The sequence below is a fragment of the Pseudomonas sp. 18173 genome, from assembly GCF_050432945.1.
Classification (GTDB): Bacteria; Pseudomonadota; Gammaproteobacteria; order Pseudomonadales; family Pseudomonadaceae; genus Aquipseudomonas.
The window spans coordinates 135,098-160,106 of record NZ_JBKFTN010000015.1 but is presented as its reverse complement, the minus strand read 5'-3'; the positions used below and the strand labels follow the sequence as shown (position 1 = coordinate 160,106).

The following is a 25,009-nucleotide window of genomic DNA, read 5'->3' as shown; positions in this document are numbered from 1 at the left end:
CTTTCTCAGTAGGCAATGAAGGACAGCGGCAGATCACGAACCTGCACCGGCACGGGGGGCTGGTAGTGATCGTCGCTGGTGAGCTCGTGAAGCAGTTCTTCGCGCAATTGGTGGAAGTCGAAGCTGCTGCGCTGGCGCGGATGGGGCAGGGCAATGTCGACCACTTGCTTGATCCGCCCCGGACGCGGCTCCATCACCACCACGCGGTCGGCAAGGAAGATCGCTTCCTCGACATCGTGGGTGACCAGCACGGTGGTGATTTTTGCCCGTGCGCGGATCGCCAGCAGTTCGTCCTGCATCTGCTGGCGGGTCAGCGCATCGAGGGCGCCGAAGGGCTCGTCCAGCAGCAGGATCCGTGGGCTGGCCACCAGGCCGCGAGCAATGGCCACGCGCTGCGCCATGCCACCGGAGAGCTGGTGCGGATAGGCGCGGGCGAAGTCGCCCAGGCCCACCAGTTCGATGAAATCATGGATGCGCTTGTGCTTTTGCGCAGCGCTCAGTGGCTCGTTGACCAGGCCCAGGCCGATGTTGTCGGCCACGCTCAGCCACGGGAACAGGCGGTGTTCCTGGAAGACGATGCCGCGCTCGCCGCCGATGCCCGTGACGGCTTTTCCGTCCACGCTGATCTGCCCGCGAAAGTGCGTATCGAGGCCCACCAGCAGCCGCAGCAATGTGGATTTGCCGCAACCGCTGGAGCCGACGATGGCGACGAACTCACCCTCGGCGATGTCCAGGTTGAATTCGCGAATGGCTTCCAGTTCGAAGCCGTCGACGTCAAAGGTTTTGCCCACGTGATTGAAGCTGACAATCGGTGCGTTCATGCGTGTCTCCAGCGAGTGGCGCGGATTTCCAGGCGTTGGCCAATGAGGTTGAGCAGGGCACCCGTGAGGCCCACCAGCAGCATGCCGGCCATGATCAGGTCCATGCGCAGCAGTTGCTGGGCGCCGATCATCTGGCTGCCGATGCCGCCGTTGGACGGCATGAAATATTCGGCGCCGATGGTGCCAAGCCAGGCGTAGATCAGGCTCAGCCTGAGCCCGGCGAAAATCCCCGGCGCGGCGCCCGGCAATACCAGTCGAGCGAGACGCTGGCGCAGGTTCAGGCGCAACACCTGCGCGGCCTCGTTCAGTTGCGGCGACAGATGGGCTACGCTGCGTTGGGTGGCGATGAACAGCGGGAAAAATGCGGCGAGGGCCACGAACACCCACTTGGCCCATTCGCCCAGGCCGAACCACGCGGTGAGCAGCGGTACCCAGGCGAAAATGGCGATCTGGCGAATGGCGGCGAGGGTGGGGCCGAGCAGCCGTTCACTGGTGCGCGACAACCCCAGCAGCAGCCCCAGGGCAAACCCTGACCCGCCACCGAGCAGCAACCCGCCAAGGGTTCGGCCCAGACTCAGGCCCATGCCGCCAAGCAGTGTGCCGTCGAGCAAACCATCCCGAGTGGTCTGCAGGACGGCCAGCGGGCTGACCAGAATGTTCGCGTCGACCCACTGCTGATCCGAGGCCAGTTGCCACAACGCCACAAGCGCCAGCGGCAGCAGCCACGGTTGCAGGCGTTGCCAGCCTTGATAACGCGGCCCGCGACGGATTTCGGCGGTGGCGGGGTGCGGCCAGTGCACCAGTTTCCTGTCCAGCAGACCGATGCCGCGATCCATCGCCACGCCGATCAAACCGATCACCACAATGCACACGAACACGATGTCGAGCATGAACAATTGCCGTGCCCAGACCATCAGGTAACCGATGCCTTCGCTGGACGCGAGCAGCTCAACAGCGAGCAGTGAAGTCCAGCCGGCGGCGAGCGCCAGGCGTACACCGGCCATGAAGGCCGGCAATGCGGCAGGCAGCACCAGGCGTCGGATCAACAGGTGTTTGGGCAGGCGCAGCACGGCGGCGGCTTCGCGCAGCCTTGGTTGCGCATCGCGCACACCGACCAGCGTATGCAGGGTCACCGGCACCACGATGGCCTTGATCAGCACCACCAGTTTCAGCGTTTCACCGATGCCGAAAAACACCATGAACAAGGGAATCCAGGCCAGGGTCGGGACTTGCGCCAACCCGGCGAAAGTCGGAAATACAAGGCGCTCCAGCCGACGACTGAAACCCAGTGCCGCACCCAACACAGCGCCTGTGCTGATCCCGGCCAGCAAGCCCCAGAACAGGCGCTGCAGGCTGATCCACAAATGGCTCCACAACTCGCCATGGGACAATTCAACGGCGCTGCTCCAGACCAGCCCCGGCGCCGGCAGGATCTGCTCGCTCATCCAGTGATTGCGGCTGGCGAGCCACCAGAGTGTGAACAGGGTGATCGGCAGCAACCAAGGCAACAGCCGACGATTCAGGCTGGGCCAGCGCTGCTTGCTTTCAAGCGACGGCGCGGGCAATGGCAGGCTGAGCAGAAAAACACGGGCCATGGATGACCTCCGTTGTCTTTCTGTGGGAGCGGGCTTGCTCGCGAAAGCGGCGTATCAGGCAGCTATGAAGTGACTGACACTCCCTTTTCGCGAGCAAGCCCGCTCCCACAGGTTTTTAGGTGTATGCAAAATTGATCTATAAAAATTCAAATCAATGCTATTGAGAGATAAGCGAAACCATTTAAGGCCCCCATAAGCCACCGCATCCAATGCATTCGAAGAATATTTTTAATGCTGCCAAGGCATACGCCACGGAGAGGTCCGCAGGTGTTGATATAGATCTAAAAGATCTAAAAATGTGAATTTATAGTATTTAAGTGTTGGTGCTCCTTCAGCCTACTTTCGGCTCCTCAACGCCCGTTGCCCAAGGAGCCGCACCCATGAACCTTCCCTTCAAACGTGTCATCAGTCTGTTCGCCGCACCGGCCCTGGCGGGTTTTCTGGCCTTTACGGCCAACGCCAGTGAGCTCAAGGAAATCCGCATCGCGGTACCGGACCTGAGTGCCGGTACCCAGCACAGCGGTGGCGGTGTCGTGGACGTACTGCGTGATCAACAGATCTTCGAAAAGGCCTTTGCCGAACAGGGCATCAAGATTCAATGGAGCTTCTTCAAGGGCGCAGGCCCGGTGATCAACGAGGCGTTTGCCAACGGTCAGGTGGACCTGGCTTACCTGGGCGACCTGGCAGCCATCATCGGCAAGTCCAATGGCCTGGATACGCGGTTGCTCAGCGCCTCGGCGCGCGGGGTCAAGCATTACCTCGGCGTGGTGCCGGGTTCGGGGATCAAGACCCTGCAAGACCTCAAGGGCAAGCGCGTGGCCATCTTCCGTGGCACCGCCAGCCAGCTGTCCTTCGATGCGGCGCTGGCCAGCCAGGGGTTGAGCGAGAAGGACGTGAAGGTCATCAACCTCGACTTCAACGCGGCGGTCGCGGCGCTGGCGGCCAAGCAGATCGATGCCTCGTGGGGCGGCTCCGGGCTCACGGCGTTGCAGGCCAAGGGGCTGGCCGAGTTGCCGCTCAATACCAAGGATCTACAGGGTGCTGGCAGTGTGCAGGCGGTGTTGGTGGGCACCGGGAAGTTTGTCGACGAGCACCCCGAGGCGGTCGCCACACTGCTCAAGGCGCAACAGCAAGCGGTGACGTGGCTGACCCAGGAAAGCAATAAGGACGCCTACATCCAGCTGGTGTCGGGGCTGGCGAGTTACCCGGCGGTGATCCTCACTCAGGATTTGAAGGATCAGAAACTGAGTGAAGTGTTCCCCTCGACGCTTGACCCGGTGTTCCTTGGCAAATTGCAGGATGCAGTGGATCTGGCTTCGCAGCAGAAGCTGATCCGCAAGTCGTTCAAGGTCAGTGATTGGGTGGCGCCGCAGTTGGCGGCGGCCAGGCTCTGAATTTTTGTCGTCAGTGCGGACGCTTTCGCGAGCAAGCCCGCTCCCACAGGATATCTCCAGTGTGGGAGCGGGCTTGCTCGCGAAGAGGCCCTAAACCGCAACGGCCATCTGCTGCCTGTCCACCGCCACCAGCGTCTCGATCATCGCCCGCGCCGCCGGTGACAAGCGGAACCCGGTGCGGCTGACGATCCCGCACCGCGCATTCATGCTCTCGATGTTCTGCGGCAGATTGCGCCAGTGCAGCAGCACCAGCGACCCCTGGGCAACGTCCTCGACAAACGCCTCTTGCGTACCCACACCGATGGCGTTGGATTGCAGCACCACTTTCACCAGCGCCGGGAAATGTTCGGTCTCGAGGGTGGGCGAAAAGTCCACCCGGCCACTGAGGTTTGCCAACAGTTTGCGAATGCCTGGCGGGATCTTCGTGGTCGCTAGCGGGTAATCGAACATGTCGTTGGTCGACAGGCTCTCCTTGGCCAGCAGCGGATGCCCGGGGCGGCAAAAAAACACGCCGCGCTTGGGCGTCAATGGCTGGGTCTGGAAGTTCGGATCGGACTCGAAATGGCGGATGTCGGCGATGAAGAACTCGATCTCCTCACGGCTCAGGGCGCGGCTGAGTTTTTCCCAGTTATCCACCTCGAAACAGGTGCGCACTTTCGGGTGTGCATTGATGAATTGCGCCACCGCATCCGGCACCAGTTTTACCGCCGGCGCCGGGCCGCATCCAAAGCGCAGCTCACCGGCATCGAGCTTGGTCATCTGCGTCACTTCGCAGCTGAGCAACGCCGCACCCTGCACCAGGCTGCGGGCATGTTGCAGCACCACCAGGCCTTCCGGGGTGGGACGCAAATCCTTGTTGCCGCGGTCCACCAGGACGCAGCCGAACTCCTGCTCCAGCCCCTGAATACTGCGGCTGAAGGCCGGCTGGGTAATGCCCATGGCCTCGGCTGCGCGCACGAAACTGCGGTGTTCGTCGAGGGCGATGAAGTAACGCAACTGGCGAAGATCCATATGCTTTTCCGGCATCCTAAAAATAGCTCGAAGGCATTTGCGACGAGGGTTGACTGAGGTTTTAAATGCAACCTCTTATTCCGTCAACGAAGCATGTAGATATCTATTAGATCTAAATTGAATATAGATAGAGCAGTGTTTCGCGGCCGGTTCAACCGCAAGCAGTCTGATGAGGGTCTACCCATGAGCAATGCCGCTTTCGCAGTACAACCCGCTGTTCACGCGCTTGAAATCCACCCGGTGGCCGGTCGCATCGGTGCCGAAATCCGTGGCGTACAGCTTTCGGGCGAGCTGGATGCCGCCACTGTTGAAGCCATTCAACAGGCGCTGCTGCAATACAAAGTGATCTTCTTCCGCGAGCAGACCCAACTCGACGATCAGCGCCAGGAGGCGTTCGCCCACCTGCTCGGCGAACCGGTGGCGCACCCGACCGTACCGGTGCGCGAAGGCACACGTTTTCTGCTGGAACTGGACGGTGCCGAAGGCCAGCGAGCGAGCTCCTGGCACACCGACGTGACCTTCGTCGAGGCCTACCCCAAAGCCTCGATCCTCCGCTCGGTGGTGGCCCCGGCTTTCGGCGGTGACACCCTGTGGGCCAACACCGCCTCCGCCTATGACGGGTTGTCGGCAGAGCTGCGTGAGCTGGCCGACAAACTGATCGCGGTGCACAGCAATGAATACGACTACGCCGGCACCCGGCCGGACGTCTCGGCCGAGAAGCTGGAGCGTTATCGCAAGATCTTCACCTCGACCGTCTACGAGACCGAACACCCGGTGGTCCGCGTGCACCCGATCAGCGGCGAGAAGAGCCTGTTGCTGGGGCATTTCGTCAAACGCATCAAGGGTTATTCACAGGCCGATTCGGCGCACCTGTTCGGCTTGCTGCAAAGCCACGTGATCCGCCAGGAAAACATCGTGCGCTGGCGCTGGAAGGCGGGCGATGTGGCGATCTGGGACAACCGCTCCACCCAGCATTACGCGGTGGATGACTACGGGACCCAGGACCGGATCGTGCGCCGTGTGACGCTCAAGGGCGAAGTGCCGGTGGGTGTGAACGGGCAGGTCAGTCAGACGGTGAAAGGGCCGGATATCGGCGGCGTCTGAACCGACGCCTTCGCGAGCAGGCTCGCTCCCACACTGACCGTGTGAACACTCGAGATCCCTGTGGGAGCGGGCTTGCCCGCGAAGGCGGCCTACCAAGCGACAAAGAACTTTTCTGATCGGGAACCCCGCCTTATGAGTCCGTTGCACTTCGCTCAAACCTCATCACCCCAACGGCTCAAGCGCTTGCCTCTGGCCCTGCTGCTGGCAGGCAGCGCCGGCTGGACCCAAGGCTATGCAGCCGACAGCACCCCCCCTGAAACCCCCTCCGCCAAAACCGCCACGGCCGGCAATACGCAACTGGAAACCGTGACGGTCACAACGCGTCGCCGCGAAGAAAGCTCGCAGGATGTGCCGACGCCCATGAGCGTGGTCAGCGGCCAGACACTGGAAACCCAGCGGGTCTATCGCATCCAGGATTTGCAGCAACTGGTGCCCAGCGTCAACGTCGCCTACATGCATGCGCGCCAGTCCAGCGTGTCGATCCGTGGCCTGGGCAACAACCCGGCCAGCGATGGCCTGGAAGGCAGTGTCGGCTTGTACCTCGACAACGTTTACCTCGGCCGGCCGGGCATGGCGGTGTTCGACCTGATGGACATCGAGCAGCTTGAAGTGCTGCGTGGTCCGCAAGGCACCTTGTTCGGCAAGAACACTACCGCCGGCGTGATCAACATCAGCACCCGCGCGCCGACCTTTACCCCTGAGCGCAGCATCGAATCGTCGGTGGGCGAGGATGGTTATTTCCAGACCAAGGGCACGATTTCCGGGCCGCTGAATGACGAGCTGGCCGGACGTTTCTCTGCCTACCGCACCCGTAGCGACGGCGACATCAAGAACGAATTCGACGGCCATGACCTCAACGGTGGCTCCCGCGAAGGCTTTCGCGCCCAATTGCTTTTCAAGCCGAACGAAGCGTTCAACCTGCGCTGGATCGGCGACTACAACGAAGAAGATTCCAGCGCCGGCACCCGTGTGCTGTTCAACACCGGGCCGACCATCAATGGCATCAACCTTTACCAGCGCCGGGCCGATGCGGCGGGCGCGACACTGGTCGACGGCACGCACCGTAAGGTCAACCTGAACAACGACCAGCAGGTCACCGTGCATCAGGGCGGCACTTCGGTCGAGGCGAACTGGGCGCTGCCGAGTGACTTCACCCTGACCTCCATCAGCTCCTATCGCTGGTGGAATTTCACCCCGCGCAACGATGACGGCCTGAACGTGTCCGCCTTCTTCAACGCCGGCGTTTCGGTCGAGGACAAACAGTATTCCCAGGAGTTTCGCCTGGCATCACCCACCGGCGGGTTCTTCGATTACGTGCTTGGCGCCTATTACTTCGGTTCTGACCTGGACAACAAATCCTTCACCTTCAACGGCCCGCAAGCGGACATCTGGAACGGCACCCCCAACGGTGCACTGAACAACGTCGACAGCATCGGCAACGGTCATATCGAAACCAACAGCTTCGCGCTGTTCGCCCAAGGCACCTGGCACCTGACCGAGCGCCTGGATTTCACCGCCGGCCTGCGCGGCACCTATGAAGAGAAAAACGCCCGGGTGACCCGTGATGCACCGGCCGGTGGTGTCGCGGTCACCGGTGCGGCGGCCGCGGCGCGACGCGCTCGTGCGGGGGCCTTCGATTCCGGCGATCTGAACCAGTACAGCGCCAGTCCCTCGGGCCTGTTGAACCTCAGCTACCACCTCACCGACGACCTGCTCACCTATGCCACGTTGTCCCATGGCGAAAAATCCGGAGGGGTCAATCTGGCTGTCGGTACGGCGCTGGTGGCCGGCCCCGATTCGCTGCTGATCGGCACCGAACGCGCCAACAACGCCGAACTCGGTTTCAAGAGCACCCTGTGGGACCGTCGCCTGCTGCTGAATGCCAACGTGTTCTGGACCCAGGTCAACGGCTATCAGACCAACGCCTTCGACGAGGTCAATCGTGTGCAGTTCCTGACCAACGCCGGCTCGGTGCGCTCCCGTGGCGTGGAGCTGGAAAGCACCCTGATCCCGTTGCGCGGCCTGACGCTGAACCTCAACGGCTCGTACAACGATGTCAGCTACCTCTCGTACAAGGATGCGCCGTGCCCGCCGGAAGTCAGCCTGGCGCCGGGCGCTCCGGCGTCCTGCGACCTCACCGGGCATCAAGTGGTGGGGGCTTCGAAATGGATCGGCAACGCCAACGGCGAATACAAGTGGAACCTGAGCAACGGCTTCGAAGAGTACGTCACCGCCAGCTATGCGTTCCGCTCCAAAGCGGTGGGCACGGTGGAAGATTCCGACTTCGGCCAGATCCCGAGTTATGCGCTGGTCAACCTGTCCACCGGCCTGCGCGGCGACTTCAACCAGGGGCAGTGGGACGTTTCGTTGTGGCTGAAAAACGCCTTCGACAAAACCTACTACACGACGCTGTGGGCGGCCGCGAACGGCGGTTATGAAGGCCTGCTCGGCACGCCACGAACGCTGGGCGTGACCGGTCGGTACGACTTCTGACGGCTGAAAAGCATGCCTTGGATGAATATTTTCAATGCAGGCAAGGCATCGGTTTTTCGCCATCGGGCCAGAGCCCTTGAATAGCGGGCTCTGGCACTGATCGACGGGTTTCGTATATGTGTTTTTGATCTAAATAACTCATGAAAAATTACTTTAAGAACTAAGCGTTCCAGCCAATGATTTCTCCACCGGGATGTCGTCGGGGGATGTTCACACGACGTTTCGGGTTATCCGTAAAGAGACCGCAGGGAGTGAAGCAATGGGCAATGTCCAGACCGCCGTCAGTGCACATGAAGTGCTGTGGCGCCAGGCACCCGGTGGTGAACTGGTCGACCTCGGTCGACCGCACCGGGTGCCCTTGGGCCAGTTGCGTTTGCAGCGCGCGCCCAAGGGCATCCTGAGTCGACGGGAGACGATCCTGCTCGGTGTGCTGGCGTTGCTGGTGCATGGCGCGGTGATTTACTGGGTCAATCAACAGCCGACCACCGTGCTGCCTGTCGTGCCGCCGCAGATTCCGCCGATGACTATCGAGTTCTCGCGTCCGGCGCCACCGGTGGTCGAGCCTGTGCCACCGCAACCTGTGCAGCCGGTGGTTGAGCCGCCACCGCCGGTGGAAGACGAACTGGCCGTGAAGCCACCTCCACCGAAGCCGGTGCCCAAGCCCAAGCCAATTGCCAAACCGGTAACGAAACCGGCGCCAAAAGCTGTCGAGCAACCTCCCGCGCCAGCGAAACCGGCAGCGCCTGTTGCGACCCCGGCGCCACCTGCACCGCCGGCGCCCGCGCCTGTGACCCCGGCTTCCGCCACGGCCGGCTACTTGAAAAACCCGGCGCCGGAATACCCGTCGCTGGCCCAGCGTCGCGGTTGGGAAGGCACGGTGCTGCTGCGCGTGCACGTGTTGGCCAGCGGCAAGCCCGGCGAGATCCAGATCCAGAAAAGCAGCGGTCGCGATGCGCTGGACGAAGCGGCGCTGAATGCGGTGAAACGCTGGAGTTTCGTGCCAGCCAAGCAAGGCGATGTCGCCCAGGACGGCTGGGTCAGCGTGCCCATCGATTTCAAGATTCATTAAACCGAAACCAAATTCGCGCGAAACGTTTACACGAGGAATACACCATGACGTTACTGGCATCTCCACTTGAATCCATCGAAAGCGCGGTGATCTGGCTGCTGGTGGTTTTTTCCGTCGCGACCTGGGGGCTGGCATTGCTCAAGGGCGTGCAGTTCGGTCGCCTCAAGGCACAGGATCGAAAGTTTCACCAACAGTTCTGGGCCGCTTCGAGTCTCGATTCGGCGGCCGAACTGAGCGAAACCCGGCCCGGAGCGGCAGCCCGGGTTGCGCAGGCCGGTTATGCGGCAATCCAGGTGGGCGAGGCGCCGCAAGCGGCGGACCTGAGCCAGGCGATCAATCATCAGGATCGTCTGGAGCGTGCCTTGCGCCAGCAGATCGTGCGCGAGCGCCGGTCGCTGGAAACCGGGTTGGCGGTGCTCGCGAGCATTGGCAGCACCTCGCCGTTCATTGGTCTGTTCGGCACGGTGTGGGGAATCATGGAAGCGTTGAAGGGCATCAGCGCGGCGGGTTCGGCAAGCCTGGAAACGGTCGCCGGGCCGATTGGCGCGGCGCTGGTCGCCACTGGCGTGGGGATCGCCGTCGCAGTGCCGGCGGTGCTGGTTTACAACTATTTTTTGCGCCGTTTGAAGCTGACGGCGGCGGACCTGGATGACTTCGCCCATGACTTCTACAGCCTGGCGCAGAAGAGTTCGTTCCGTGTGCTGATCCACCCGACGGCGCACAAGGCGGCAGCCCAGGGCAGCGTGCAGAAAGTGAAGGAGGCGTCCTGATATGGCCTTCTCCACGCAAGACACTGATGAGGTGCTCAGTGAGATCAACGTGACGCCGCTGGTGGATGTGATGCTGGTGTTGCTGGTGGTGTTCATCGTCACCGCACCGCTGCTGACCAACGCGATTCCGATCAACCTGCCCAAGACCGAAGCGGTGGCGCCGGTGGAGCAGAAAGACCCGCTGGTGGTGAGCATCGACGGTGCCGGCAAACTGTTTATCAACAAGGACGAGATACAGCCGGATCTGCTGGAGTTCAACCTCAAGTCGGCGAAGGCCAGGGACCCCGAGGTGCGCGTGCAGTTGCAGGCGGACGATGGTGTGAATTACGGCGAAGTGGCGCGGGCCATGGCGTCGATCGAGCGGGCCGGGATCACCAGGCTGTCGGTGATTACTGCGCGTTAACGGATTTTCGTTTTCCGGGGCCGTCTCCTTGGCAGGGTGCGGCCCCTTTTTTTTGCCTCGATTTTCACAACGCAGCAGTACCCCTGTGGGAGCGGGCTTGCTCGCGAATGCAGAGTGTCAGGCGACAAGGATGTTGGATCTGATGGCCCCTTCGCGAGCAAGCCCGCTCCCACATTGGATCGAGTTGCATATGCGATATAGGTCTTAACAAATAGCTTCTTATTCCTTAACGAATATATCTCGCCTCCCTATACTCGACCGGGAACAGACACGCAGGAGAGCTTCCCCATGCGCAACGAATCAATTCGCTACCTGATTGTGCCGGGCTGGCAAGGATCGCCAGAAGATCATTGGCAAAGCCACTGGCAGAACAGCCTGCCGAACAGCGCGCGGGTGGAGCAGGCCGACTGGCTGACGCCGCGCCGTGAAGACTGGGTCGCGGCGCTGGCCGAGGCGATTGCCGCCGACAGCACGCCGGTCATCCTGATCGCCCACAGCCTGGGTTGCATCACCGTCGCTCATTGGGCTGCCACCGCGCCTGTGCAGTTTTTGCGTCAGGTTCGCGGTGCCTTGCTGGTCGCACCGGCGGACGTCGAACGCCCGGCCTGCGCGCCGGCCTTGCGCAACTTCGCACCGATCCCGACGGACCTGCTGCCCTTCCCGAGCCAGGTCGTCAGCTCCGACAACGACAGTGCCGTCAGCGCACCGCGAGCCCTGGAGCTGGCGCGTAACTGGGGCGCCGAGGCGGGGATCCTGGCGGGGGCGGGGCATATCAACGTGAAGTCCGGCCACCAGCGCTGGGAGCAGGGTTTTGCCTATCTCTATCGCCTGCAAAACCGCATGGAACACCACGCCCTGCGCCGCGCTTGAACACTTTCCTTATTTAACGCCCCCGTCTCCCGGCGGTTTGGGCGGGAGTCTGCCATGAGCTTTGAAACCTTCGGTCAGCCGCTGCTGACCTTTCCCGATGCGGAAAAAAGTCCCCTGAGCATTCGCGCCAAGGCGCTGGTGTTTGTCGATCCGCGTTCACGGCAATTACGTGAAGACCTCGAGCAACTGGCCACGCGTTCGGTATCAGTGCTGATCCGTGGCGAAACCGGTACCGGCAAGGAATTGCTGGCCCGGCATATCCATCGCGCCAGCGATCGCGGCGGGTTATTCGTCTCGGTCAACTGCGGTGCCATCAGCCCGACCTACGCCGACGCCGAGCTGTTTGGCTACGCCGCGGGCAGTTACAGCGGTTCAGCGAGCAGTCGTGCCGGCTGGTTCGGCTCGGCCAATGGCGGCACGCTGTACCTGGACGAAATCGGCGACCTGCCGCTACCGATCCAGGTCAAACTGCTCGCCGCCCTGGAGAACCACGAAGTCACCCGCGTTGGCGCCCATCAGCCGAGCCCGGTGGATGTGCGTCTGGTGGCGGCCACCAGCATCGATCTGGCCCAGGCGGTTGCCGCTGGAAAATTCCATGAGCGGCTCTATCGCTACCTCAGCGAAGGCCCGCTCGAACTGCCGGCGTTGCGCGAGAGGGTGGGGGATATCCTCTCGCTGGCGGAGTACTTCCTCGGCATCTACAGCCAGCGCCTGGACCTGCCGGTGCCGCTGATCAGCGAAGCGGCGCAGCTTGTTCTGGAACGCCACAGTTGGCCGGGCAATACCCGGGAACTGGAAAATGTCATTCACTTCGCGCTGTTGGTGAGTACCGGCGACGAGATCCTGCCGGAACATTTGAATTTACCCGATGAAGGTCTGGGACAGATCGAGCGGCAGCTCAAGCAGATTCTTGGCAGCGGTACCGATGCCGAGAAAGCCGCCTTGAAAAAATTGCTCGCAAGCACCGGATTGCTGTATGAACAAAATGGAATATGAAGCTGAATAAACGTTATTGTTCGGGAATAAAAAATCCCGGTATTGTCCGCTTCACGCCAGCGATAGCACTTCACTGGCACTCTCATTTTCAAGCCGTCGCCACAAGCGACTGCGATTTTCGATAAGGACACTGCATGAAAAAGGTTCTGTTGTTCACCGCACTGGCGGCTGCCCTGACCGCGGGCCTGGCCCAGGCTGGCGAGAAACTGGTGGTTGCCGCGACCCCGGTCCCACACGCCGAGATTCTTGAGCTGATCAAGCCAACCCTCGCCAAAGAAGGCGTGGACCTGGAAATCAAAGTCTTCACCGACTACGTTCAGCCGAACGTGCAGGTCGACCAGAAGCGCCTGGACGCCAACTACTTCCAGACCCTGCCGTACCTCAAGAGCTTCAACGAAGGTAAAGGCACTCACCTGGAAACCGTGATCGGTGTGCACGTCGAACCTTTCGGCGGCTACTCGAAGAAAGTCAAAACCCTGGCTGAGCTGAAAGACGGCGCGACCATTGCCATCCCGAACGAAGGCAGCAACAGCGGCCGTGCCCTGATCCTGCTGCAGAAGGCTGGCCTGATCGAGCTCAAAGACCCGAAAAACGCCTTGGCCACACCGAAAGACATCGCCAAGAACCCGCACAACTTCAAGTTCAAGGAACTTGAGTCGGCCATGCTGCCGCGTGTGCTGGATCAGGTCGACCTGGACATGATCAACACCAACTACGCGCTGGAAGCGGGTCTGAACCCGGCTAAAGACGCACTGGTGATCGAAGGCGCCGATTCGCCTTACGTGAACTTCCTGGTGGCCCGTCCGGACAACAAGGACAGCGTTGCCATCCAGAAACTGGCCAAGGCCCTGACCAGCCCGGAAGTGAAAGCCTTCATCGAGAAGAAGTACAGCGGCGCAGTATTGCCAGCGTTCTGATTCACGAAGTAAACCCCTTCAAGGTTTCAAACGCCGACGGCTGGCAATAGCGTCGGCGTTTTTTTTGCGTGTGCGCATTGCATGTGGGAGCGAGCCTGCTCGCGAAGAGGGCGTGTCAATCGACACTGATGTTTGCTGATACGCCGCCTTCGCGAGCAGGCTCGCTCCCACAGGGTCAGGTCAGGCTACCCTGGTCTCCAAGGCCCTGCGCAAGGCGATCAAGAGTTTCAGAATGTCCTGCGGATCCAGCCGTTGCGGTGGTTGTACGTCTGCCATGTTCTCGTCCTTGTGAGGTTGTGGCCGGAAGTCTGGCCAAAAGTGGTTCGTCCTTGGAGCTGCGTTTCGAAAAAAAGATCCTTCCTACGGTTCAGGGGAAAATAGACGTCTTCCATCTCCCGTCAAATCACGCGCCGTTCAATCCGGCCAATACCACGCCGGCTCATCCAGCATCCGCTGCCCGACAATCCCGGTCTGCCCGAGATTCTTCTCCAGCACGATGCAATTGCATTCCGGATCTTCCTGCAGGGCCGAAATCAAGCGCCGGGCATGGGACACCACCCACACCTGGCACTGCTCCGATGCACGGATGATCAAGCGCGCCAGTGCCGGCAGCAGATCCGGGTGCAGGCTGGTTTCCGGTTCGTTCAGCACCATCAGCGTCGGCGGTCGGGGCGTCAGCAGCGCCGCCACCAGCAGCAAATAGCGCAACGTCCCGTCCGACAACTCCGCTGCCGACAGCGGGCGCAACAATCCTTCCTGATAGAACTCGATGGCAAAGCGCCCGCCGGCCAGCGGTTCGATGTGCAGTCGCGCACCGGGAAACGCGTCGCTGATCGCAGCCCGCAAAGCGTCCGGATCACCGATTTCGATGATCGTCTGCAAGGCCGCCGCCAGATCGCGCCCGTCGTGATGCAGCACCGGCGTGCGGGTGCCCAGTTGCGGTTGACGGGCCGGGGCGTCGGCATCGCTGCGAAAGTGATCGTAAAAGCGCCAGCGGCGGATGAACTCGCGCATCTCCAGTACTTCCGGAGAGCTGCGCAGGCTGCCGACCTGATCGAACAGGCTGTCGAACGTTGGCGTGTGTTGCGCCAGCACATCCCAGCGACGATCGGCGCGAGCACGGATCATCGGGCCGTCACGATCGACCAGCAGACTGGCCGGGCGATAGAACGCGCCTGCCCACAGGCATTCACGTTTGATCTGCGGGTCGAGACTGAAATAAGACGGTGTCGGCGTGGTGCGCCCGGGCAGCATGAACTGGCCGTTGGAATCGGGCAGGCCGAGGCTGATCGAGTAGCCGAAATCCTCTGCGGCAAACCCCAGGCGCAGGCGTTTGACGCCTTGGCGCACGCTGGGCTCGATGGCGACTTCGCCATTGCGCATGCGCCGGGAGAGGGTCTCCGGGCCGGCCCAGAAGGTTGAATCCAGCCCGCCTTCGCGGGCCAGCGCATTGACCACTCCGCCGTGGGCGGTTTCCGCCAGCAGGCGCAGCGCACGGTACAGGTTGGATTTGCCGCTGCCGTTGGGCCCGGTGATCAGATTCAGTCGGCCCAGCGGAATCACCAGTTTGTTGATCGAGCGGTAATTGGCCACCGCGAGCGTGTTGAGCATGTGGGTTCCTGAGGGGGTCGACCGGGGTTCATTGTCAGGCATGCGCAGGTGTCTATGGCAAGTGTTTCAGGGGTAAAGCGCGGCAAATTTTTTCTTCATAAGACGTACGTGCAAGGTTGAAATCCTGTTCTAAGCTCTCTGTCGAGTTGTCCATAAAAAAGGCCAAGGAGTTTGCATGGCGGTTCCCGGACTGAAAGTAGTAATGGCCTTGAGTGTCGTCACCCTGCTAACGGCGTGCGAGGAGAAAAAACCCGTGCAGGAATACCTGCCGCGGGTGTTCGTACAAGTCGTCAAGCCAACGGATTACGCCGCTTCGGTCACCCTCACAGGCGACATCCAGGCGCGGGTACAGACGGAGCTGTCTTTCCGTGTGGGCGGCAAGATCATCCAGCGCTCGGTGGACGTCGGAGATCGCGTGACCGCCAAGCAAGTGCTCGCCCGCCTCGACCCCAAGGACCTGCAGGCCAGTGTCGACTCTGCCCAGGCGCAAGTGGTCGCCGAACAGGCGCGAGTGAAACAGAGTGCGGCGGCGTTCGTGCGTCAGCAAAAACTCCTGCCCAAGGGCTACACCAGCCAGAGCGAATATGACTCGGCCCAGGCGGCCTTGAACAGCAGCCAGAGTGCCTTGAGCGCAGCCCAGGCGCAGTTGGCCAATGCCAGGGATCAGTTGAGCTATACGGCGCTGGTTGCCGATGCGCCGGGGATCATTACCGAACGCCAGGCGGAAGTCGGCCAGGTGGTGCAGGCGACGATGCCGGTCTTCAGCCTGGCCCGGGACGGCGACCGGGATGCCGTGTTCAACGTCTATGAATCGCTGCTGGCCCATAAGCCTAAGGATCAGACCATTGTCCTGAGTCTGGTCGACAACCCCGCCATCAAAACCACTGGCACCGTACGTGAAGTCACCCCGTCGGTGTCGGCGCAATCGGGCACCGTGCAGGTCAAGGTCGGCCTCGACAAGCTGCCTGAAGGCATGCAGTTGGGCTCGGTGGTCAGTGCCACGGCCCAGGGCTCGGGCAAGGCGGCCATCGAGCTGCCGTGGTCGGCGTTGACCAAGAACATCAGTAAACCTGCGGTCTGGATTGTCGACGACAAGGGCAAGGCCCAACTGCATACGGTGACGGTCGGCCGCTACCTGACCGGCAAGGTCATCATCAGCGACGGGTTGAAGGAAGGGGACAAAGTCATAGTCGCGGGCGGGCAGTTGTTGCATCCGGACATGGAAGTCGAGATTGCCGAAAACACCTACAAGGATCTGACCTGGGGAGCCAAGCCATGAAGCCTTTATGGGCGTTGTCCATCGGGCTGGTGCTGAGCGCCTGTTCCAAAAGCGAACCACCGCCGGCACCGGTACGGCCGGTGCTGTCGATCAAGGTGCAGACCTTGAACGAAGAGGACCTGGGCCGCTTCGCCGGCAGTATCCAGGCACGCTATGAAAGCAATACCGGGTTCCGCGTGGGCGGGCGAATCGCCAGCCGTGAAGTCGATGTCGGTGCCGAGGTCGAGAAGGGCACGTTGCTTGCCACCCTCGATCCTTCCGATCAGCAGAACCAACTGCGCTCGGCTCAGGGCGACCTGTCGAAGATCCAGGCGCAACTGATCAACGCCAAGGCCACTGCCCAGCGTCAGCAAGCCTTGTTTGACCGCGGGGTCGGCGCGCAAGCGCAACTCGACGCGGCCAATACCGACCTGAAAACCACCCAGGCCTCCCTCGATCAGGCCCGGGCAGCCGTCAACCAGAGCAAGGACCAACTGGGCTACACCGAGTTGCGCGCCGATCATAAAGCCGTGGTTACCGCGTGGAGCGCCGAGGCCGGGCAAGTGGTCTCGGCCGGTCAGCAAGTGGTGACCCTGGCGCAACCGGACATCAAGGAAGCGGTGATCGACCTGCCCGATACCCTGGTCGATCAACTGCCCAAAGATGTGGTGTTCCTGGTTGCGGTGCAACTCGAACCGAGCATCAACACCACGGCGGTCATCCGCGAAATCGAACCGCAGGCTCAAAGCGCCACGCGCACCCGTCGCGCCCGCCTGACCCTGGCCGAAACGCCAGCCGCCTTTCGCCTGGGCACGGCGATCAGCGTCACCTTGAGTTCGGCGGTCAAGCCGCGCATCGAGTTGCCTGTCACCGCGCTGCAGGAGGTCGATGGCAAACCGCGCATCTGGGTGATCGATGCGCAGAGCAAAACCGTCTCCCCCCGTGACATCACCGTGATCAGCCGCACCGGCAACACCGTGGTGCTGGCCGGCGGCGTGAAGAACGGCGAGCGAGTGGTCAGTGCCGGAGTCAACAGCCTCAAACCGGGGCAACCAGTGAAAATCGACGAGGACAGTCAATGAAAGGGCCTTTCAACCTCTCGGAATGGGCCCTCAAGCATCAGTCGTTCATCTGGTATCTGATGTTCGTCGCGTTGCTGATGGGTGTGTTCTCGTACTTCAACCTGGGTCGCGAAGAAGACCCTTCGTTCACCATCAAGACCATGGTGATCCAGAGCAAATGGCCGGGGGCGAACCAGGAGGAAACCCTCAAGCAGATCACCGACCGGATCGAGAAAAAGCTCGAAGAGCTGGATTCTCTCGACTACGTGAAAAGCTACACGCGCCCCGGTGAGTCCACGGTGTACGTATATCTGCGCGACACTACCAGTGCCAAGGACATCCCGGAAATCTGGTACCAGGTGCGCAAAAAGATCGCCGACATCAAATACCAGTTCCCACAAGGCATACAGGGGCCGTCGTTCAACGATGAGTTCGGTGACGTCTTCGGGTCGGTCTACGCCTTCACCGCCGACGGCCTGACCATGCGCCAGTTGCGCGATTACGTGGAACAGGCCCGCATGGAAATTCGCGGCGTGCCGGGGCTGGGCAAGATCGAAATGGTCGGCCAGCAGGACGAAGTGCTGTACCTGAACTTCTCCACGCGCAAACTCGCCGCGCTGGGCATCGATGAGCGTCAGGTGGTGCAGAGCCTGCAATCGCAGAACGCCGTGACCCCGGCGGGTGTCATCGAAGCCGGGCCGGAGCGGATTTCGGTGCGAACTTCAGGGAAGTTCGCTTCGGAGAAAGACCTGGCCGAGGTCAACCTCAAGCTCAACGACCGCTACTATCGTCTGGCCGACATTGCCGAAATCAGTCGCGGCTATGTCGATCCGTCCTCGCCGGAATTCCGCTTCAACGGCAAACCGGCCATCGGCCTGGCGATTGCCATGCAGACCGGTGGCAACGTCCAGGCGTTCGGCAAGGCTTTGCACACCCGTATCGATCAGTTGACAGCCGACCTGCCGGTGGGGGTCGGCATCTATAACGTCTCCGACCAAGCCGTGGTGGTGGAAGAAGCCGTCGGCGGCTTTACCAGTGCCTTGTTCGAAGCTGTGGTGATCGTGCTGCTGGTCAGCTTCGTCAGCCTTGGCGTGCGCGCCGGGCTGGTGGTGGCGTGCTCGATCCCGCTGGTGCTGGCGATGGTGTTCGTGTTCATGGAATACAGCGGCATCACCATGCAGCGGATTTCCCTCGGTGCCCTGATCATCGCCCTCGGCCTGCTGGTGGACGATGCGATGATCACCGTGGAGATGATGGTCACGCGCCTGGAAATGGGCGAGACCAAGGAGCAGGCGGCGACCTTCGCCTACACCTCCACGGCGTTCCCGATGCTCACCGGTACGCTGGTCACGGTGGCGGGCTTCGTGCCGATCGGCTTGAACGCCAGTTCCGCCGGCGAGTACACCTACACCCTGTTTGCGGTGATTGCCTGTGCGATGCTGGTGTCATGGGTGGTGGCGGTGCTGTTTGCGCCGGTGATCGGCGTGCACATTCTCAGCGCCAACGTGAAACCCCATGAAGGCGAACCCGGGCGTATCGGCAAAGCGTTCAACGGCGGACTGCTGTGGTGCATGCGCAATCGCTGGTGGGCCATTGGCGTCACCGTACTGTGCTTTGTACTGGCGGTGTTTGGCATGCGCTATGTGCAGAACCAGTTCTTCCCGTCTTCGGATCGACCGGAAATCCTGGTGGATCTGAACCTGCCGCAAAACGCCTCGATCGACGAAACCCGCCGGGCCGTCGATCGACTCGAAGCCACGCTCAAGGACGATCCGGACATCGTGCGCTGGAGCACCTACATCGGTCAGGGCGCCATCCGTTTCTATCTGCCACTGGACCAGCAACTGCAAAACCCGTTCTACGCGCAGTTGGTGATCGTCAGCAAAGGCCATACCCGCGAGGCCATGATGCACAAGCTTAGCGAGCGCTTGCGCAACGACTTCGTCGGCATCGGCGGTTATGTCCATGCACTGGAAATGGGCCCGCCGGTAGGGCGTCCGATCCAGTACCGGGTCAGCGGCAAGGACATCGACCAAGTACGCCGCCATGCCATCGACCTGGCCACCGAGCTGGACAAGAATCCGCACATCGGCGAGATCATCTACGACTGGAACGAACCGGGCAAAGTCCTGCGCATCGACATCGCCCAGGACAAGGCGCGGCAGTTGGGGTTGTCTTCCGAGGATGTGGCCAACCTGATGAACAGCATCGTCAGCGGCCAGACGGTGACCCAGGTCGATGACGACATCTATCTGATCAACGTGGTCGGGCGTGCGGTGGATTCCGAGCGCGGAACGCCGGAAACCCTGCAGAACCTGCAAATCGTCACGCCTGGCGGCACGTCGATTCCGCTGCTGGCGTTCGCCACGGTGCGCTACGAACTGGAGCAGCCGCTGGTGTGGCGTCGCGATCGCCTGCCGACCATCACCATCAAGGCGGCGATACGCGATGACATCCAGCCGACCGACCTGGTGAGAATCCTCAAGCCGTCCATCGACGATTTCGCGGCCAAATTGCCGGCGGGCTACAAGGTCGCCACCGGTGGTACGGTGGAGGAAAGCGGCAAGGCCCAGGGGCCGATTGCCAAGGTTGTGCCGCTGATGCTGTTTTTGATGGCGACCTTCCTGATGATCCAGCTGCACAGCGTGCAGAAGCTGTTCCTGGTGGCCAGCGTCGCGCCGCTGGGGCTGATCGGCGTGGTGCTTGCGCTGGTGCCTACGGGTACGCCCATGGGCTTCGTGGCGATCCTCGGGATTCTGGCGCTGATCGGTATCATCATCCGTAACTCGGTGATCCTAGTGACCCAGATCGAGGAGTACGAGCAGAAGGGTTATACGCCGTGGGACTCGGTGGTGCAGGCCACCGAGCATCGGCGTCGGCCGATCCTGCTGACCGCGGCAGCGGCGAGCATGGGCATGATCCCGATTGCCCGGGAAGTGTTCTGGGGGCCGATGGCCTACGCCATGATCGGCGGGATCGTCATCGCCACTTTGCTGACGCTGCTGTTTTTGCCGGCGCTGTATGTGGCCTGGTACAAGATTCGCGAGCCGAAGAAACAGGCGTAGTAAAGGCGAGCGCTGCGCGCTCTATTCGCGAGCAAGCCCGCTCCCACAGGGAACCGAGTATTCCTGAACAACTCGGTCAACTGTGGGAGCGGGCTTGCCCGCGAAGACGTCAGCACAAACGCTGCAAATTTGTCGGCATTACACCTTGCGCCAGACACTCGCCAACCAGGGCTGCTGCTCCCGCGGCAACCCTGCCGGCCGGTAGTAATGCTCAAGCTCGACAAACCCCGCCTCGATCAACAATTGCTGCCAGGCCGCCAGGTCGTGATACGACCCATAACGCTGCCCGTTCCAGCCTTCCTGATTGTCGCCACGGGGATTGGAACTGAACAACACGCCACCCGGTTTCAACGCTCCCCACAGCTGCTTCAACACCCGTGGCAGTTCCTGACGCGGCACATGAAACAGCGCCGCATTGGCAAAGATCCCGTCGAACCGTTCGGCCGGCAGATCGAGCTTCAGGAAGTCCTGCTGCCACACCTCGCAACCGCTGTCTTCACGGGCCAACTGCGCAAGCTTTTCCGAACCGTCCAGGCCAACCGCTTTGTGGCCCATGCGGGTAAACGTCTGCAAATCCCGGCCCGGGCCACAGCCAAAATCGAGAATGTCGAACGGCGCCTCGCCCTGAATGTGCCGCAACAGCGCATCGATGTTCTGGCTGACGTCGTGGTCGCGGGTGCCTTCACGGAAGCTTTCGGCCACCGCGTTGTAGTGACCGAGAGTGGTGGCGGTGATCTGCTCAAGATCGATGGGCGTCTGTTTCATGTCGGCTGCGCAGGCAATTGGGATTTGTCGAATATACGCCATGGCGCCTGGGGCTGCTTCGCAGCCCATCGCGAGCAGGCTCGCTCCCACAGTTGATCGCGTACCCCTGTGGGAGCGAGCCTGCTCGCGAAGGCGGTGGCACTGACAACAGATGGCTCAGCCCTTTTTCATCCCCAAACATTCAATGGAGTGATCCACCATCGCCTTGGCAATCTCCAGCAGATGCCAGATCGAATACACCATCGCCCGGTCGGCGCCCTTGAGCTGATCGCCACATTGATACGCATTGACCGAAGCACAGCGCAACAGGTCGGCAACATAGAGCTGGGTGTCTTCGAAGCTCACGTCTTTGCTGACGTTGTAGAAGCGCAGCTCATCGGGTCGGGTGGGTTGATCGCCGGTCAGGTAGAAATCAATCGCACGGTAGAGCGCTGATCGATCCCTGGTTTCGTCGGTGGAAGTTTCGGGAGGCGGATCGGGTACGGATTTTTCCATTGGTAAAACTCCTGGTATTAGTAGGAGCCAACCGTCATCGCGACTAAACGAATAGGGGTGGCGGCTGCACACAGGTTAGTCGACCGGTCACCAGGCAACACCGGCGCACCCAAGGGTGCCCTGCGCACAGCCACCATAACTTTCAGGTAATAAAAAACACCTGACTCGAGGTGGCGCTGTACGCCTGGTAAGATCCGGGCGACTAAACCCGATCACTGATGAGCAGTGACGGACCGAGACTAGCCACCGGATTTGGCAGGCGCAAGCGAGCGAAATGATCTAGGAAATGTCCTGCAAAGGAAAGGGAGCAGGCCTTCGGAAACGCTGATTTCTTTGTACGAAATATCGCCAGGATCGCAACTCCTGTAGGAGCGAGCTTGCTCGCGAAAAACCTGAGGGCGCCACGGGGAATCAGGTTCCCCGCATTATCGTTGACCTCCATCGCGAGCAAGCTCGCTCCTACAGATGAGGCCCCGCGCCAACCGATCCCCAGCCAACTGAATCACGCCGACCTGTTACTTCTTACAGTTTCGGCTTGGCCAAAAAAGGCTCAGTCTGTCCTCAGTCAAAGCGAAGGACCGACAACGCAATGAACCCCCATGCCGCGACACCGACGCTGTCGGTCATCGACCCGCGCACCCTGGCGATTCGCAGCGTGGGTTATTGCCGTCATCCCGACCGCCCGGTCATTGATCCACGCATCACCCGGCAATGCTTCGACGCGGCAGGGCGTTTGGTCGAGTCCTGGGATCCGCGGTTGTGGGGCACGGCGCCGAAGCCGAACTTGATTACGATCTACAGCCTGAGCAGCCAACCGTTACTGACGGACAGTGTCGACGCCGGCTGGCAGTTGAGCTTGCTCGATCAGGCGGGTTTGCCCGGTTCGTTCTGGGATGCACGAGGCAGTCAGCGCCACACCGATTATGACGCCCTGCTGCGTCCGGTGGCGGTGACGGAGCACGCCGCGGGAGAGGCGCCGCGTGTAGTGGAGCGGCTGACCTACGGCGACTCCGCTCCGGTGTTCGCCGAGCACAACCAGTGTGGGCAGTTGATCCGCCATGACGATCCAGCCGGCGTTCAAATCTTCCACGCTTACGGATTTACCGGTGCCGTTCTGGTTGAAGAACGACGCTTTCTCGCGGATCTCGAAACACCGGATTGGCCCCCGGGCATCGAAGATCGCGAGACATGGCTGGAAGATCAAGCGTTCACCACTCGCCACACTTTCAACCCCGGCGGTGAGCTTCAGCGACAAGTCGATGCGGTAGGTAACGTTCGCAGCTTTGGCTACGACGTGGCCGGCAAGCGGAGTGAGGTCTGGCTGCAAATGGCCGGCGAGGGCAAGCGACCGCAATGCCTGGTCAGCGACCTCCATTACAACGCCCAGGATCAGGTCGAACGCGAAACCGCCGGCAATGGAGTGATATCTCGTGCTGACTACGCTGCCGATGACGGCCGGCTGATCAGGCTGACGGCGGCAGTCGGCAACCAGAAACCCCTGCAGGACCTGAACTACGTCTACGACCCGGTGGGCAACATCGTCGAGCTGCACGACCGGTCCCAACCCGTCACCCATTTCAACAGTCAGCGCATCGACCCGATCAACCGCTACCGCTACGACAGCCTGTATCAACTGGTCGAGGCCCAAGGGTGGGAGGTCAGCCAACCGAGCCATGGCCCGACGCTGCCGGAACTGTTGCCCACACCGCTAGACCCTAACCAACGGCGCCATTACACCCAACGCTTCGAGTACGACCGGGGCGGCAACCTGATCACCCGCCAGCACAGCGGTGCGCCCGGTTTTTCGATGTTCACCTCGGCACGGAGCAACCGCAGCCTCAGGCAACGGGACGACGGCTCGCTGCCGGGAGATCCCGAAATCGCCTTGGGTTTCGATGCCTGTGGCAACCAGTTGGAACTACAACGCGGGCAAGCCATGGCCTGGGACATCCGTAACCAATTGAGCCGCGTGACGTTGGTCAAACGCGAAACCGGGCCCGACGACTACGAATGCTACGCCTACGACCGCCCCGGCCACCGCTTGCGCAAAGCGGGATTCGCCCAAGGCAGTGGCCGCTCCCTGCGCACCGAGGTCCGTTACCTCCCGGGTTTGGAAATCCACCGTCAGGCCGGTGGCGAAGAACACCACGTCATCAGCGTCGAAACCGGGCGCAGCAGCGTCCGAGCATTGCATTGGCCCGGTGGCGCGCGCAGTGATCAACTGCGTTACAGCCTCAGCGATCACCTCGGCTCTAGCACCCTGGAACTGGATGACGAGGCGGGCGTGCTGACCCAGGAACACTATTACCCCTTTGGTGGCACGGCGTGCTGGGCGGGTAAAAGTGTGTTGGTGGCGAAGTACAAGACCATTCGCTATTCAGGCAAGGAACGCGATGCAACGGGGTTTTATTATTATGGTTATCGCTATTACGCACCGTGGTTGCAACGCTGGATTAGCACTGATCCAGCCGGAAATATTGATGGTTTAAACATGTACTGTTTTTGCGCTAATACGCCAATTACATATCGCGATGAATTTGGCTTGGTAAGGGGGCGTGGAGATAGGCTGGAATTTATCGAAAAATTGAGAGGCCACACGTTTCTCGCTCGGGGTATAGAGGAAATAAAGAATAAAAGTCCTGATAAAGGACAGCGATTGGCTGAAGGTTTAGAGAAGTTATCGGAGTGGTCGGCAAAAACCGTCAATGCTCTAGAGATGCCGGCAGTCGAGGAAGACGTAAAAAAAATAATTTCCGTTGTGTATGTTGGAGATGTGCCTATATCGGAACTATTGCCAAAAATCAAAGTTATGGACTTGGCCGTGAAGGAGTATGTCGCGGGGAATAGAGATATTATTTTGACTGGCTCAAAGAAAGATAATGTGGAAGCGCATGTAATTTCACGTGATCCTCACAAGCGAATCTTCATTCCCGAGGACACGCTTGAAAGTACACCTGAAGAAATTGCTATGACTATTTATCATGAAATATCTCATTTTAAAGGTGCCCGCGCAGAGGACGGGTTAGGTAGCCAGGATTTTATATATTTAGGTCATAGGGTTGTAATACCAGATAAAAACAATCCGAATCAGCAGTTTCTTGAGAGGAAAGAGTTAAATGATCTCATCGCCCGACAGTCTGTGATGACCGTCTCAGGTGACAAGCGACAAAAATTTTTTAAAACACCATGGAAAAAAGGAATACAGAAAGCGCTGAACAAAAGTCCTGAGCTGACAACAAAAGTCTTATTAAATAATGCTGATTCATATGCCATGCTCGTTGCATCTATTGGGCTTAGATAGTTGTTTGCGT

At 60.7% G+C, this 25,009-nt stretch carries 19 protein-coding genes; 13 read left to right on the top strand and 6 right to left on the bottom strand.

The annotated features are described in order from the left end of the window. Window positions 1–5: 5 nt before the first annotated feature. On the bottom strand, window positions 6–821 hold the full coding sequence (locus ACLD1X_RS18090) for an ABC transporter ATP-binding protein (protein WP_429369921.1): 816 nt from the start codon (window positions 819–821) through the stop codon (window positions 6–8). Next, window positions 818–2,416, bottom strand: a complete 1,599-nt coding sequence (locus ACLD1X_RS18085; RefSeq protein ID WP_429369919.1) for an ABC transporter permease — start codon at window positions 2,414–2,416, stop codon at window positions 818–820. The genes ACLD1X_RS18090 and ACLD1X_RS18085 overlap by 4 nt, the downstream gene beginning before the upstream one ends. Window positions 2,417–2,796: 380 nt before the next feature. Between ACLD1X_RS18085 and ACLD1X_RS18080 the strand changes: the two genes are divergently transcribed. Continuing rightward, on the top strand, window positions 2,797–3,810 hold the full coding sequence (locus ACLD1X_RS18080) for an ABC transporter substrate-binding protein (RefSeq protein WP_429369917.1): 1,014 nt from the start codon (window positions 2,797–2,799) through the stop codon (window positions 3,808–3,810). Window positions 3,811–3,900: 90 nt separating this feature from the next. Here ACLD1X_RS18080 and ACLD1X_RS18075 read toward each other — a convergent pair whose 3' ends face one another. Then, a complete protein-coding gene (locus tag ACLD1X_RS18075) occupies window positions 3,901–4,821 on the bottom strand; it encodes a LysR family transcriptional regulator (protein WP_429369915.1) in 921 nt (306 codons plus the stop codon). Between the two features lie 183 nt (window positions 4,822–5,004). On the opposite strand from ACLD1X_RS18075, the gene ACLD1X_RS18070 reads away from it, so the two are divergent. The 8 genes from ACLD1X_RS18070 to ACLD1X_RS18035 all read left to right on the top strand — a co-directional run bounded on the left by ACLD1X_RS18070 (window position 5,005) and on the right by ACLD1X_RS18035 (window position 13,443). Continuing rightward, the gene (locus ACLD1X_RS18070) at window positions 5,005–5,925 is read left to right on the top strand and encodes a TauD/TfdA dioxygenase family protein (RefSeq protein ID WP_429369913.1); all 921 of its coding nucleotides are present in this window, start codon (window positions 5,005–5,007) and stop codon (window positions 5,923–5,925) included. Between the two features lie 132 nt (window positions 5,926–6,057). Further along, window positions 6,058–8,418, top strand: a complete 2,361-nt coding sequence (locus ACLD1X_RS18065) for a TonB-dependent receptor (protein WP_429369911.1) — start codon at window positions 6,058–6,060, stop codon at window positions 8,416–8,418. A 259-nt stretch (window positions 8,419–8,677) separates the two neighbouring features. Continuing rightward, complete coding sequence (locus tag ACLD1X_RS18060; RefSeq protein WP_429369909.1) at window positions 8,678–9,487, top strand: energy transducer TonB; 810 nt, start codon at window positions 8,678–8,680, stop codon at window positions 9,485–9,487. 44 nt (window positions 9,488–9,531) lie between these two features. Beyond that, complete coding sequence (locus tag ACLD1X_RS18055; protein ID WP_429369907.1) at window positions 9,532–10,257, top strand: MotA/TolQ/ExbB proton channel family protein; 726 nt, start codon at window positions 9,532–9,534, stop codon at window positions 10,255–10,257. 1 nt (window position 10,258) lies between these two features. Then, on the top strand, window positions 10,259–10,660 hold the full coding sequence (locus tag ACLD1X_RS18050; protein ID WP_429369905.1) for an ExbD/TolR family protein: 402 nt from the start codon (window positions 10,259–10,261) through the stop codon (window positions 10,658–10,660). 288 nt (window positions 10,661–10,948) lie between these two features. After that, window positions 10,949–11,530: an alpha/beta hydrolase gene (locus ACLD1X_RS18045; protein WP_007972928.1), complete on the top strand. Its 582-nt coding sequence runs from the start codon at window positions 10,949–10,951 to the stop codon at window positions 11,528–11,530. A gap of 54 nt (window positions 11,531–11,584) precedes the next feature. Beyond that, window positions 11,585–12,526 carry a sigma 54-interacting transcriptional regulator gene (locus tag ACLD1X_RS18040; RefSeq protein ID WP_429369903.1) on the top strand — a complete coding sequence of 314 codons (942 nt, stop codon included), beginning with the start codon at window positions 11,585–11,587 and terminating at the stop codon, window positions 12,524–12,526. A 134-nt stretch (window positions 12,527–12,660) separates the two neighbouring features. Next, window positions 12,661–13,443 carry a MetQ/NlpA family ABC transporter substrate-binding protein gene (locus ACLD1X_RS18035; protein WP_007972924.1) on the top strand — a complete coding sequence of 261 codons (783 nt, stop codon included), beginning with the start codon at window positions 12,661–12,663 and terminating at the stop codon, window positions 13,441–13,443. Between the two features lie 414 nt (window positions 13,444–13,857). On the opposite strand, the gene ACLD1X_RS18030 is transcribed toward ACLD1X_RS18035, so the two are convergent. Next, window positions 13,858–15,054 carry an AAA family ATPase gene (locus ACLD1X_RS18030; RefSeq protein ID WP_429369900.1) on the bottom strand — a complete coding sequence of 399 codons (1,197 nt, stop codon included), beginning with the start codon at window positions 15,052–15,054 and terminating at the stop codon, window positions 13,858–13,860. 175 nt (window positions 15,055–15,229) lie between these two features. Here ACLD1X_RS18030 and ACLD1X_RS18025 point away from each other — a divergent pair, with 175 nt between their 5' ends. The 3 genes from ACLD1X_RS18025 to ACLD1X_RS18015 are packed head-to-tail and all read left to right on the top strand — an operon-like array spanning window position 15,230 to window position 20,438. Further along, window positions 15,230–16,333, top strand: coding sequence for an efflux RND transporter periplasmic adaptor subunit (locus ACLD1X_RS18025; RefSeq protein ID WP_429369898.1), 1,104 nt, complete (start codon window positions 15,230–15,232; stop codon window positions 16,331–16,333). Continuing rightward, window positions 16,330–17,394, top strand: a complete 1,065-nt coding sequence (locus ACLD1X_RS18020) for an efflux RND transporter periplasmic adaptor subunit (protein ID WP_429369896.1) — start codon at window positions 16,330–16,332, stop codon at window positions 17,392–17,394. The genes ACLD1X_RS18025 and ACLD1X_RS18020 overlap by 4 nt, the downstream gene beginning before the upstream one ends. Next, window positions 17,391–20,438, top strand: coding sequence for an efflux RND transporter permease subunit (locus tag ACLD1X_RS18015; RefSeq protein WP_429369894.1), 3,048 nt, complete (start codon window positions 17,391–17,393; stop codon window positions 20,436–20,438). The genes ACLD1X_RS18020 and ACLD1X_RS18015 overlap by 4 nt, the downstream gene beginning before the upstream one ends. 138 nt (window positions 20,439–20,576) lie before the next feature. Here the strand turns inward: ACLD1X_RS18015 and ACLD1X_RS18010 are convergent, their stop codons facing one another. Together ACLD1X_RS18010 and ACLD1X_RS18005 are read right to left on the bottom strand one after the other, a co-directional pair. Continuing rightward, on the bottom strand, window positions 20,577–21,203 hold the full coding sequence (locus ACLD1X_RS18010; protein ID WP_429369892.1) for a class I SAM-dependent methyltransferase: 627 nt from the start codon (window positions 21,201–21,203) through the stop codon (window positions 20,577–20,579). Window positions 21,204–21,359: 156 nt separating this feature from the next. Further along, window positions 21,360–21,698, bottom strand: a complete 339-nt coding sequence (locus ACLD1X_RS18005) for a DUF6124 family protein (RefSeq protein WP_223502498.1) — start codon at window positions 21,696–21,698, stop codon at window positions 21,360–21,362. 589 nt (window positions 21,699–22,287) lie between these two features. On the opposite strand from ACLD1X_RS18005, the gene ACLD1X_RS18000 reads away from it, so the two are divergent. After that, window positions 22,288–24,999 (top strand): RHS repeat domain-containing protein, encoded by a 2,712-nt coding sequence (locus ACLD1X_RS18000; RefSeq protein ID WP_429369890.1) that lies wholly within the window; start codon window positions 22,288–22,290, stop codon window positions 24,997–24,999. Window positions 25,000–25,009 lie beyond the last annotated feature (10 nt).